This is a genomic window from Nostoc sp., assembly GCF_035638895.1.
Lineage (GTDB): Bacteria > Cyanobacteriota > Cyanobacteriia > Cyanobacteriales > Nostocaceae > Nostoc.
The window spans coordinates 16,488-28,268 of the sequence record NZ_DASQZC010000350.1 but is presented as its reverse complement, the minus strand read 5'-3'; the positions used below and the strand labels follow the sequence as shown (position 1 = coordinate 28,268).

Annotated in this window: 12 protein-coding genes; 8 read left to right on the top strand and 4 right to left on the bottom strand. The window is 41.0% G+C overall.

Annotation, left to right across the window (positions count from 1 at the left end):
• Positions 1-463: 463 nt before the first annotated feature.
• The 3 genes from VE944_RS17235 to VE944_RS17225 all read right to left on the bottom strand — a co-directional run bounded on the left by VE944_RS17235 (position 464) and on the right by VE944_RS17225 (position 2,809).
• Positions 464-754 (bottom strand): hypothetical protein, encoded by a 291-nt coding sequence (locus VE944_RS17235; protein ID WP_324979244.1) that lies wholly within the window; start codon positions 752-754, stop codon positions 464-466.
• 2 nt (positions 755-756) lie between these two features.
• Positions 757-1,719 carry a ParM/StbA family protein gene (locus tag VE944_RS17230; protein ID WP_324979241.1) on the bottom strand — a complete coding sequence of 321 codons (963 nt, stop codon included), beginning with the start codon at positions 1,717-1,719 and terminating at the stop codon, positions 757-759.
• Positions 1,720-2,296: 577 nt separating this feature from the next.
• Positions 2,297-2,809: a hypothetical protein gene (locus VE944_RS17225; RefSeq protein ID WP_324979238.1), complete on the bottom strand. Its 513-nt coding sequence runs from the start codon at positions 2,807-2,809 to the stop codon at positions 2,297-2,299.
• Between the two features lie 709 nt (positions 2,810-3,518).
• Between VE944_RS17225 and VE944_RS17220 the strand changes: the two genes are divergently transcribed.
• The 8 genes from VE944_RS17220 (at position 3,519) to VE944_RS17195 (ending at position 10,345) form a co-directional block, all read left to right on the top strand.
• Positions 3,519-4,310, top strand: coding sequence for a ParA family protein (locus tag VE944_RS17220; RefSeq protein ID WP_069074846.1), 792 nt, complete (start codon positions 3,519-3,521; stop codon positions 4,308-4,310).
• A 2-nt stretch (positions 4,311-4,312) separates the two neighbouring features.
• Positions 4,313-5,431 carry a ParB/RepB/Spo0J family partition protein gene (locus tag VE944_RS17215; RefSeq protein WP_324979233.1) on the top strand — a complete coding sequence of 373 codons (1,119 nt, stop codon included), beginning with the start codon at positions 4,313-4,315 and terminating at the stop codon, positions 5,429-5,431.
• 179 nt (positions 5,432-5,610) lie between these two features.
• The gene (locus VE944_RS34150; RefSeq protein ID WP_414690137.1) at positions 5,611-6,495 is read left to right on the top strand and encodes a helix-hairpin-helix domain-containing protein; all 885 of its coding nucleotides are present in this window, start codon (positions 5,611-5,613) and stop codon (positions 6,493-6,495) included.
• On the top strand, positions 6,479-7,588 hold the full coding sequence (locus tag VE944_RS34145; protein WP_414690136.1) for an ATP-dependent DNA helicase: 1,110 nt from the start codon (positions 6,479-6,481) through the stop codon (positions 7,586-7,588). Before VE944_RS34150 ends, VE944_RS34145 begins: the two co-directional genes overlap by 17 nt.
• A 63-nt stretch (positions 7,589-7,651) precedes the next feature.
• Entirely contained in the window at positions 7,652-7,885 is a 234-nt protein-coding gene (locus tag VE944_RS34140) for an ATP-binding domain-containing protein (RefSeq protein ID WP_414690135.1), read from the top strand.
• Positions 7,886-8,118: 233 nt separating this feature from the next.
• Positions 8,119-9,069: an RpoD/SigA family RNA polymerase sigma factor gene (locus tag VE944_RS17205; protein WP_324979230.1), complete on the top strand. Its 951-nt coding sequence runs from the start codon at positions 8,119-8,121 to the stop codon at positions 9,067-9,069.
• Positions 9,070-9,156: 87 nt separating this feature from the next.
• Entirely contained in the window at positions 9,157-9,408 is a 252-nt protein-coding gene (locus tag VE944_RS17200) for a hypothetical protein (protein WP_324979227.1), read from the top strand.
• A 565-nt stretch (positions 9,409-9,973) separates the two neighbouring features.
• Positions 9,974-10,345 carry a VOC family protein gene (locus VE944_RS17195; protein WP_324979225.1) on the top strand — a complete coding sequence of 124 codons (372 nt, stop codon included), beginning with the start codon at positions 9,974-9,976 and terminating at the stop codon, positions 10,343-10,345.
• Positions 10,346-10,515: 170 nt separating this feature from the next.
• On the opposite strand, the gene VE944_RS17190 is transcribed toward VE944_RS17195, so the two are convergent.
• Entirely contained in the window at positions 10,516-11,724 is a 1,209-nt protein-coding gene (locus tag VE944_RS17190) for an AIPR family protein (protein WP_324979222.1), read from the bottom strand.
• Between the last annotated feature and the right edge of the window lie 57 nt (positions 11,725-11,781).

Sequence of the window (11,781 nt, the reverse complement as noted above, 5' to 3'; positions counted from 1 at the left end):
ATGTCCAGGATGAATTTGTTGACTATTGGTGTGACTTTTTTGGGATAATTGAGTTTCTACCCACAAGTAAAAAGACCCTGACTGAATAAAGTCAGTTTCCTCGTTTGGTATCCAGGTGCCATGAAGTATTCTCATAGTTATCGTGAATTAAAGGGTTTAAGACCCCATCCCCAAAGGAAAAAGCTTGTTTTGTGTTGGGTTGGGGTCTAAATCCCCATTACAAAACGTAATTGCGTTAGCGAGTCCGCGGTAGCGACACAGGAGCGTCGCGTCATTGCGAATTGCGAATTGTGAATTGCGAATTGTTTAAGATGCCTCTGGATTGTTTGGAAATTCACGCGCCTTAGAATTACTTTAGCAAACAGAGGTGCTAGAACTATCTTCTTTATGCAAAAGAAAGCGATGACGCTATCGTGCGATCGCTTGACTTACGCACTATAGAGGCAGCAGTCCTATACTTCCCTTACAACTCAAAATCAAGAGTGAAGGTTTGGTCATCAGAATCCTCTTGGTTTTCAATAGTAGATGGCTTTTGAGTCGGCTGAATAAGTTTGTTATCTTCAGTATTATTGGGCGTGAAAGTTACTTGTTGTGTGGGAAATGCACCCTTTCTGAAAGCAAAATAGCAATCAATAATAAAGTAAAGCGTCTCTAGGTAACTCTTGCCTAGTTGCTGTGATTCGGCAAATATCCGCTCTCGGTAACTATCTTTGATCCGAACTTTTTCTGGGGTTAAGTCAAGTTTGTCTGCCATTGTTATAACTTAAGAGATGTAGTTGGTGAATTCTTGCTGCTGATGGTTTTTGCCATCTCTAAAAGTCCAAAGACATTGGCTTCCACCGGATTGTCCAGAATTTTGAACCCGTTCTTCTCCAAGAGCTTCTTAAATCCTGGTAACAGGCAACCCCCACCAATCGCCCAGATTTCATCCCCCTGGTGCTTGGCATCAAGTGTCAGATTCACCACTTTCTTCAAGTATTTTTCATACCAATCTTTCAAACAAGCGCCGTATACATCTTTGATATCGATGTCACGGCTATATCTGGTATGCCCCATTTCCAAACAAAATCGGATTTTGGATGGGTCTCCGATTTTTCCGCCATTTAAATGTTTCATTTTTTGGGAGATATCATCGATGAGAACTTCTACACCGATGGGGTAGGCGGTGTGAACTTCTCGCTGACCCCGGTTGTAACGAGAATACAGGGTTGTACCATTGCCAAAGTCTAAAATGGTTAACTTTTTCGGTAGTGGATGCCCAAATAATGCACCCATCCCCTCTAGCACAACTTTCAGGACTTCTACCTTTACATCTGATTGCTTGCCAGCAAGTATCGGCTGATATTCTCCACTTAGTACTTTTTGCAATTCGTTAGCCAGAGCAACATCATGTAGGCTCACGACTAATTTTAAGTGCCAAGCCTTACGGTGTGGCAGATGTGCTAATGCACCCAATAAAGTCAATAATGCGTTGTTGACTTTATTTTCATTATTGTCTGTGTTGCGGTCAAAATAATTTCCTGTACGGTAAGCTGACTCTCCAACTGTGTAAGCAGTACCGTTGAAAACTACACGTCCTGGAACATCTTCCATCTCGGCATTGGTTATATAGCTCGGCACACGAACTACTTCAAAGCCATCGACTAAAAGTTTGAGACTTCCGTAACCATTATCGAAACCCGCAGGAAAAATTTTTTGTAAGGTGTGAATGTTTGACATAAAGACAGAGGTAATACACTTTTATTTGTGAAAGTTATCTGTTCAAGTGATCTGCAAGAGCAGGGGAGAAAGGGAGCAGGGGAGCAGAGGAGCAGAGGAGAGAATCAAAACAGTTCTTAGTGTTTACTATTTACTGTTCAAAATGGAGAACTCTGACCTTCAGCAGAATAATTAGTTTTTCTTACACCGATAACTAATAATTGTTAATGCAAAAATTTTCTCTTGCTCTCCTGCTCCTCAGCTCCGCTGCGTTTTTTCTCCAGACTCAAGAGTTTATCATAACCCCTTGGGGGCTAAGTGGGGTACAAAATATCAACTAGTCAAATGTACCCTACTTAGCACCTATATAGGGTATATATAGGGGTCAAAATATCACAAAATTACTAACCTATATATGGGGTATATATAGCCCCCATATAGCCCCCATGAGCAATTTTTGAAATCTTTTTTATCAACGCAGCAGAAATTAAATTAGATCATCGTTGACTCTTTGATTTATACTTTACTGTCAATTTTTTGTTGAAAAGCAATTCAGTCTTGATCTATAATCTCTTGTTTCTTGCGTAACTTAGAGTTATTACTTGCTTACAGGTTCAGCTTTCTCGACTGAATTATCATTCACGCCCAAAGTCAATTGCAAAGGAGTTCTTTGGGGGTAAGCTTTTACTACTTGCCGATAAACATCGTAATTAGTAGGTAGTGTCTTCTGTAAATTACCCACTCCGTAGGTCAGTTTGTACTGAACATCTTTCATCAATTCAGGTTTGCCTGCCTCTTCTTGAGATTTTTTACGTTGTTCAACTTCATCAACACTTGGTCGTGGCGGTAAAGTAGGCCACCATAGCCCTTGGTCATCTGGGCCAACAACTACTCCTGCAGGTTTCAATCCATTCCGATTCAACACTGAATTAGTAGCAAAGGTTTCAATGCGTGGCTGTGGTTGATTAGTTAGATCATTGGCATACTTGATTTGCCAGGAGTAACTGGTGAGTGCTGTAGCTTCATACTGTTCAGCAGTAATAGTGCTGCAACTAGTTAGTGTCAGTGCCGTTAGTGCAGTTATTATTGAGGGTAAAAATCTCATTTGCATTATCAATCGTAAATATCTCTTACTAATCACTCTTGAAGAGAGAGCGTGCCATTATTGCTGCCAAGGTGAAGGTATTGCCGTAATCGAAAGTACTTCCCTTGCTTACAGTCTAATCGCTGTTTGCTCACAGTTGGGGCATTTTACCTTTGTGAAAATTACTGAAGGTCGTCCTTTGTACTCGCTCATTACGGGTTCTCCAGTGTACTCGCTGATTATCCCCGAATTCCAGTGGTAGCACTCGAATATCACACGCCCCACTTATTTGTCGCAGTCCATAAATTGGATGTGTTGACAGGGTTCTGGCGGTAATTCTGGTTCTTCGAGACGGTCTTGAAAGGGTATATGAGGTTTGGTTGCGGTAAATCTATTTTTTTCTTGTTGCGCTTGCCAGTCACCTGTGGCTCAACTTTTGGCAGCTTCATGGGTTTTTCCTCAACAGGGGGATGGTCAGGCTGTTACTGAATTTTGAGTTATTCATCAACTAAAGTCAAATCAGATTTAACAGATGAGGTAATGGGTTTGGGCTGTTGCTGTTTTGATGGTTTAGATGGACGTTGAGTTGATTTCAATTTCATTTTGTTTATTTCTCAATCCTTAAAAAATGTGTCGTATTTTAAAATACGACAGAAATAGGTGACAAATACAAATGCATGATATACATTTTTCAAAAGCTTAATGTCGAATTTCAAAATCCGACAAAAAAACTGATATGAAGCAGATAGTTCTCTCACTGATAGCTAACGCAGGCGGTGTAGGTAAAACTACACTCAGTGTACACCTTGCATACGAGATAGTTCGGCGTGGCTTTTCTGTAGCAATACTTGACTTAGATCCACAACGCTCTTTAGATGTGTTTTGTGGGGTACCACCTGCTGAAGTATCTAATACTCTAGTCAAAGCATTATCCAAAGATTTTAAGGGGGATTGGAAATTAATTTCGGTTTGGGAAGAATCAAAAATTCAAGTCTGCCAAGGACATCCATTAATGGCTGAAATGGCCAACGAATTAGTAATTAGGAAGCGAGGAGAGTACACACTTAGTGATCGCTTAAAAAACTACCCATTACCTCATAACTTAGTAATCTTGGATTGTCCGGCCACATTGGGAATGCTGAATGTTAATGCTTTAGCCGCTTCAACTCACATATTAGTTCCAGTGCAATTAGAAATGAAAGCGATTTCTGGTTCAGCAGAATTGGTAGAATGGTGCATTTCAACCAGTGATGAGTTACAGTTATCACCTCGTCCACCAATTTTAGGGTTTGTGCCAAGTATGTATGATGATACCGTAGCGATGCACAGACAATATCTAGAGCAATTACCAGAAATCACTGAACATTTACAATTGAAACTTTACCCCAAAGTTCGTAGTTCCAATGAATTCAAAAATGCTAGCGCTCACGGGCTACCTTTACAAAAATACCGTCCCAAACATCCTGCTTGTAAAGATTTTAAGCAAATTACAGATGATTTAGTTGCTTTAATTAAGGAGAAAAAATAATCGTGGCTTTGCCTAAAATTGCTAGTAAATTTAGTAATGCAGTTCAAAAAACTGAGCAAGAACAAAAAATTGCTGAACTTCAAATAGAAGTAGAAAGACTCAGAACCGCACAATCTCCTGAATTAGAGAATGAACTGCAAAAACTCCGAGAACAACTTCAAAATCAATCAGGAGAAGTACAAGTTGATTTAAATCTCATTGACCCGAATCCTAATCAGCCTCGGCAGACAATTACACCAGAATTAATACAAGCAAAAGCACGATTACTCAAAAAACACGGGCAGATTTCAGCAGTCATCTTAGTCAGACAGAATAATGGTCGTTACATACTGTTAGATGGGCAGCTACGTACTGAAGGAGCTAAATTACTAGGCTGGTCAACTATTCGTGCAGTAATAGTATCAATGCCTAAGGACTTAGATCAATCTGCATTACTAACTTTTCTTGGCTTTGAAGACTTGAATCCTTTAGATAAAGCAGAGGCAGTATTTAAAGAAGTAATGAAGTCCGCTAATTTGCCAATGGATGAAGTTTCCACAATGTTGGGAACGGTAATTAAAAGAATAGAGAGAAATGGAAATAGTAAAGAGCTAGCAAAATTGATGGCTGTTAGCGTCGATCAACAGCAACAGGGCTTAGAACTACTGGAAATTACAGGTAAAGAACAGAGTCTACTACTAGTGCTGCTAGAGTTGGGGTTAAATCCTAGTTCTGTGAAAGCTAATCTAATGCCGATGCTTTATCTGCCTCAAGATTTAAAACAGGTTATCAGGCAGCATGGACTCAAAGGCGCTCATGCTTTAGCATTGGCAACTCTATCTGCCAAGGCATTAGACATCTCCGAAAATCAAGCAGCATCCGAACGGATTGCAGCAACAGATGAAGTCTTAAAGAAAAATCTGACAGTAACAGAAACTCGTGAACTGGTTAGAAAAATTAGGATCAAGTATTTAAAGTCAAATGAACAAGAGTTAAAAGAGGTAAAAATAATATTTCAAAAAGTTAATGGAATTTCTGGAGATTTGCTTAAAAAAGCTAGTAGTAAACAGCTTCACGAAATGCGCTCTCTTTTTCAGCAGAAATTACAAGAAATTGACAAAGTTATTGCTACAAGTAAATAAATTCAATATTCTTACTTTTACAAATTGTTTCATAGGAGTAAGTCAAGCTAATCGGAGAAATTAGGGTGAGTTCTCGATGACACTAAGACTGGGTATGTAGCTTAGTATTTATGTACTATAGTTCGCTGAATTCCAGTATTATATATAATGATGTGCTGTGCGGCCTCTTCTAACAGGCAATGTCCACTCCCCCTAATCTTTCCCCTCAACAAGTAAATGCCTTTCCTCAACACGAAACAATCACCGGAGTCGTAGAACGTTTAACTTTTTACTCTGCTGAGTCAGGCTACACTGTGGCAAGACTGACCCGCCCCCGCAGCACAGAACTCACAACAATTGTCGGCAGCTTTGCCAATATTCAGCCAGGTCAGACTTTACAGCTAACTGGTTTCTGGCGTGACCATCCACAATTTGGCCCCCAGTTCCAGGTAGTTAATTATCGAGAAACCAAACCAGCGACTCTCACCGGAATTGAGAAATATTTGGGCAGTGGTTTAATCAAAGGCGTGGGCCCAGTCACAGCCAAGCGTATCGTCGCTCACTTCGGTTTAGAAACCCTCGACATTATCGAAAACCAGATTGAACGACTGATTGAAGTCCAGGGTATTGCCAAAAAACGGATCACACTCATCAAAAACGCTTGGTCAACTCAAAAAGCCATCAAAGAAGTGATGGTATTTCTCCAGGGGCATGGTGTTTCTACCACTTATGCTGTGAAGATTTACAAGCAATATAAGGATGAAGCGATCGCTACAGTCACCAAAAACCCCTATCAGCTAGCAGCCGACATCTACGGGATTGGTTTTTTAACTGCTGATAAAATTGCGAGAAATATAGGAGTTGCCCCAGACTCAGAATTTCGTTATCGTGCGGGAATTATCCACTGTTTAAGTGAAGCTGCCGAAGATGGCCACTGTTACCTGCCACAAAGCGAATTGATTGAGTCTGTAATCAAACTGCTGACAACCGAATCTCATCAGCCCACAGAAGAAAGAAGAAGCGTTCCCGCTTCGGGTTGCCGAAGGCATCGCACAAATCATCAAAGATATGGCTCTAACAGATGAACTGATTAGAGAGCGGGATGAAGAAAAAAGGCTACTTTGCTATAAGCCGACTTACTTTCATACAGAACAGAATTTAGCTCAACTGATACGCCAACGCTTGGAAAAACCTGTTAGGACTGATATTGAGCGTGTGCATGATTGGATTGACCGCTTTACAGCCAGCCGGAAAATTCAGCTTTCAGAACAGCAACGCTTGGCAGTAGAAACAGCAGCTTATTCCAAAATCATGATCCTCACTGGTGGCCCTGGCGTTGGAAAGACCTTTACAACTCACACAATTGTCAGTTTGTGGAAAGCGATGGGGAAATCTATTGCCCTGGCTGCACCTACTGGACGGGCTGCTCAACGTTTGGGTGAAATGACTGGGCTAGAAGCCAAAACCATACATCGATTGTTAGAATTTGACCCCCGTTCAAGGGGTTTCAAGCGCGATAGCGAAAATCCTTTACCCCACACGGCAATTATCGCTGACGAAGCTTCGATGCTTGATTTGTTTCTGGCTTACTCCTTGGTTAAAGCAGTATTAGCTGGCGCTCTACTATTGTTGGTGGGTGACATTGACCAGTTACCATCTGTCGGCCCAGGTCAAATACTTGCTGACCTGATTAATTCTGGACGAGTTCCGGTGGTGCGGTTGACCCAGGTATTTCGCCAAGCTCAAACGAGTGCCATTATCACTGCTGCTCACCAAATTAATCGAGGAATTTATCCGACAATCGAGCCAATCTCCGACAATCCTGTGTCTGATTGTCTGTGGCATGGTGGAGGTCATCAGCCTGAACATGGAGTGCAAGCAATCTGCGAGTTGATTACAGACTTGCTCCCTGGCTTAGGTTACAATCGGGCCACTGATGTCCAAGTGCTTTGCCCGATGACACGGGGAGTAGTCGGGACTCGCAATCTTAATACCGTGTTGCAGCAGTTGATTAATCCACCCACCCCTGACAAGGTGGAGATTAACAGAGGTGGGAATTTATTACGCGAGGGTGATCGGATCATTCAGCTGACAAATGATTATAACCGCGAAGTCTTCAACGGCGATTTGGGAATAATCCAAAACATTGATACTATCGAGCAAGAAGTTATAGTGTAGTATGGTGAGCGCCTTGTCGTTTACGATTACGCGGACTTGAATGAAATTGCCCTGGCATGGTGCGTGACTATTCATAAAAGTCAGGGGTCAGAATATCCAGTGGTGATTCTGCCAATCTATATGCAGCATTATATGATGTTGACTCGGAATCTATTTTATACAGGATTGACCCGTGCCAAGAAGTTAGCGATCGTTGTGGGAGCCAAAAAAGCCATCTCTCTAGCGGTGCGCTCTAACGACGACCAAAAGCGCTATACACGGTTACAGCAGAGGTTACTTCACGCAGTCCAGCATTGATATATCTTGAATGGCACTAAGATAAGCGCAAACCCGTGATTTAACTGGCTTTTGAGTGTGGGGAGCCAGATTTCTTCCTCATCCTCCCCATCCTCCCACACCTCCCTCAGACAAAGGTTTCAGGTTTTCTTAGTGCCATTCGATATATCTTGGCTATTAAAAATAGAAAACTTCAATGAACTATTTGATTTATACTTGTGAACTCCTTGATTTTCAAAAAACGTTGAGTTTGTATGTCCAGCCTCAGTTCAGACATGGTTCGCATCTATTTGCAAGAAATTGGTCAGTATCCTTTATTGAAGCCAGACGAAGAAATTGCTTATGGTAGACAGGTACAACAAATGATTGCGATTGAGCAATCTAAACATGAACTTACCCAGCAGCTAGACCGGGAACCAACAACGAAAGAATTAGCCAATGCTGTTGAAAAAACTGAAACACAAATCCGAGCAGCCCTACATCTTGGTCAAAAAGCTAAACAGAAAATGGTGACAGCTAACTTGCGGCTGGTAGTTTCTGTTGCTAAAAAATATCAAAACCGCAATTTAGAATTTCTCGATTTGATCCAAGAAGGAGCAATAGGTCTACAAAGGGGTATAGAAAAGTTTGACCCGAACCTGGGCTATAAGCTCTCGACCTACGCATACTGGTGGATTAGTCAAGCTATAACAAGAGCAATTGCAGAACAATCCCGCACTATTAGATTACCTGTTCATCTAACTGAAATCCTTAATAAGATTAGGAAGGTGCAGCGAGAAAGCTTTCTAAAACTCGGTCGCCATGCCACTGCTGAAGAAATAGCTGCATCATTAAACATCAGCCCCGATAAGCTTCGAGAATATCTCAGTGCCTCTCGTACAGCCATTTCTTTAAATAAAAAAGTCGGAGATGAGCAAGAAACAGAATTGGGCGAAATTTTAACAGACGTTGGTGTTTCACCAGAAAAACTTCTCACCCAAGAACTTCTATCCCAAGATGTAGCTAAATTATTAGAACCACTCACACCAATTCAACGTCAAGTGTTAACTTTAAGCTTTGGTCTGGAGAACGATCAGCATTTTAATCTCGCTCAAATTGGTAAAGAGCTAAACCTCAGTCGAGAGAGGATTCGTCAAATTCAAGTTAAGGCGATAAGTATTCTCCGTCGTCAGCACAATGACATCCAAGAGTATTTATTGGATTAAGAGGATGTTTTAGTCAGATGATGCACGGATCTTACATAGCTAAGATGAAAAACTATATTAAAGAAGTAAGACGACAATAGATAATCAATGCCCAGCAAAACAATTGAAGTCCGAGAGTACACAGTCAGAGCGCACAAGCGGGAAATTCACACTCGCGTTTTCAACTTTGTATGCAAGCAGTGTGAACAACCCACCCAAAGAGAAACTTTTGGTGTGCGACCGCTCTATTGTGAAAAACGTCGCCCTCCTCAACCTCTCAAGCAATCGAAAGTAGTACCGATAGGCAAGAGGAAACCCAGAGCGATGAACTACAAGAGTGGGAAAGGTATAGGTGGATGATTTTTTGTTTTAAGGTAAAGGCGTAAGCTTTCGGGGGAGTGTGTTTAACCGAATCATTAAAGCGATCGCTACATTTTTACAATTCCTTTCCAGCATCAATCATGAAGACTTTGGACTCGACCTTGAATAAGAGTGAGCGATTCTGCTAGCTGCTGAAAATATCGGTATTGCTCGTCTGCATACTCACCTGGCTCCAACTCTAAAAGCTGACAAAATTTGAACTAATCAACTTGAGAGTTGAATTCACCAATCGCAGTGGCGAACTTTTCAGCTTATTGGTGTGATTCAGTGCTGGCTGTTGATGCTTTTCCATTATGATTATAAATGCTTCCTTGTTCCGTCATATTATGACCCCAATAGTATTTTTGTATTAATGAGTATTTTAGTTTTCTGGGACGTTTGGTGACACTAGGACAGAGGCACAAGAGTTAGGATGAATTTTGATCACAACTGAAATCTAAGTAGACAATTAAACTACTTTAAATCAATCACCAAATAGTTGTTTGATTGTCAAAAAGTTTGATAATATCCATATTGCAAAAATTTGTAACTAGCGTGGTAGATTATGACATTGAAAAACACTTTTGGTGAATATAGTTTTGTTATTAAAGTAGACGTTACTAATTTAAAAGCTAGTGTTGAGTGGTACAAGGACAAACTTGGTTTGGTTCCTGAATCAAAATATGACACGCCTAACTGGAGACAGTTTAGTTTCCCTGATATTCCAGGCTTTGCAATTGGATTGAACTTAAGTAACTCAGTTGAAATAGGTAATACTGTTAGTACCTTTGTGGTAAACGATATAGTTTCTGCTCGTCAAAGCTTGATTGAAAAAGGGGTAGAAGTTGAGCCAATTACAGATGTTGGTCACGGAGTGCAATTATCCATATTCAAGGATATTGACGGAAACTTGTTAGGGCTGCGACAAAACCCGTAGTCAACACCCTAGCTTGCTACTGAAATCGGAATCAGGAGGCAGCAACTGAACTCTTCTACCTGCCTCAAAAGAAGTTGTGCATCTGATTGATTCTTTGCAGTATGTGGATTTATCTCAAATAGGGGGTTTTCCAGACTTGGTTATTCTCGCAAGCTTCCTCCCTTTAACTTTTAACCCGATGTCAGCGTTAATTTTTCCTGCTTTTTACCGGAGTTAACCATTTTCACCAAGGAAGAATTCAAATAGCTTTGCGCCGAAATGTACAAGCTTTCCCAAATTTCTTGGTTACGACTGATTTTCGTACCTACAGTATTTCCTGCTGTTTTCTCCGATATTAAGTATTTACGGAAATAGTTCGTCCACAGGTGTTGCAAAAAGTCTTCAGCAAATTCGTTAAACGGCAGAATCCATTTATAATCTTGATCCAAAAACACCCGATAGGATGCAATTATCGGTAGTGCCAAATCTGTTGGCGCACCGAAACCGAATGAGTACTTGCTATCAGGTAATAATGTATTTTTACGTGTGTCTATTGATGCCAGGTCGTTTACACCCTTTCTTCTGGGGTTGCTGATATGTTCTTGGATTAGTTCGTAGAGTCTTTGCTCTATCCACAAGGCATGAGTTAAGAGAGGCAGTAGGGCAGTTAATCTTTCCCTCTCAGTATCGCTGATTTGAGAGGGTATACTCATCCCTGCTGGGTGCTTGGTTCGTTTATTGCTGTCGGGGTTATATTTATTTCTGTCCAGGCAGTAAAGTAACTTTAGTAAATGGGTTACATTGCACTGGGCATTTCTGGGAGCGCCACTTTGATTCTGGTAATAGGCAATGCGGAACTTTCTATTTTCTGCCTTTTCTAACTGAGCTAAATACTGCTTGATGAATTTGTAATCTCCCCTGGCATTGACTTTAGAACGCGAATCTACTGGCGTTGTCGTATTGCTTGCAAGGGCGATATCTTTTGCTTCATCTTCCACCAATCCAATGTGGATGGTGACTTTGACTCTAGCTTGGGTTAGGTCATACTTGTAAGTTTTCGCTTGCTCAAAAGCTAAAACTGTATGACCGCCGTTGATAATCCCATCACTTCCTCCCTCACTAGCTTCTAAGACTTCAAGTTCAAGTTCGGTTTTACTTCTGTTGGGTTTAATTTTATTTACACACAGGGTTATTCCACTGTGACGTGAGAAGAATTTTTCCGGTTGGGTTGTTACAGAGTCAAAGATTTGCCTGTATGTAGCGCTTTTGCGGTTTGGTTCCCTGATATTTGGTTCTAGCGGTAGGTCTATAGGGAATGTGTCTACATGGGCTGTGGCGATGATGCAATTAGGTGCGGCTTGAAAATAGCTATCTATTTTTAAGTTCCAAGTCTTGGGCATAGTTGATTAGAGTTGAGTTGGTCTTAAACTTGTGCAATCAGGAAATCAAAAATCTAA

Coding starts and splice junctions, on each gene's coding strand:
- VE944_RS17200 (WP_324979227.1), top strand. CDS start 9,157: ATGCCCAGCAAAACAATTGAAGTCCGAGAGTACACAGTCAGAGCGCAC.
- VE944_RS17220 (WP_069074846.1), top strand. CDS start 3,519: ATGAAGCAGATAGTTCTCTCACTGATAGCTAACGCAGGCGGTGTAGGT.
- VE944_RS17205 (WP_324979230.1), top strand. CDS start 8,119: ATGTCCAGCCTCAGTTCAGACATGGTTCGCATCTATTTGCAAGAAATT.
- VE944_RS17225 (WP_324979238.1), bottom strand. CDS start 2,809: ATGCAAATGAGATTTTTACCCTCAATAATAACTGCACTAACGGCACTG.
- VE944_RS17235 (WP_324979244.1), bottom strand. CDS start 754: ATGGCAGACAAACTTGACTTAACCCCAGAAAAAGTTCGGATCAAAGAT.
- VE944_RS17190 (WP_324979222.1), bottom strand. CDS start 11,724: ATGCCCAAGACTTGGAACTTAAAAATAGATAGCTATTTTCAAGCCGCA.
- VE944_RS17195 (WP_324979225.1), top strand. CDS start 9,974: ATGACATTGAAAAACACTTTTGGTGAATATAGTTTTGTTATTAAAGTA.
- VE944_RS34150 (WP_414690137.1), top strand. CDS start 5,611: ATGTCCACTCCCCCTAATCTTTCCCCTCAACAAGTAAATGCCTTTCCT.
- VE944_RS34145 (WP_414690136.1), top strand. CDS start 6,479: ATGGCTCTAACAGATGAACTGATTAGAGAGCGGGATGAAGAAAAAAGG.
- VE944_RS17230 (WP_324979241.1), bottom strand. CDS start 1,719: ATGTCAAACATTCACACCTTACAAAAAATTTTTCCTGCGGGTTTCGAT.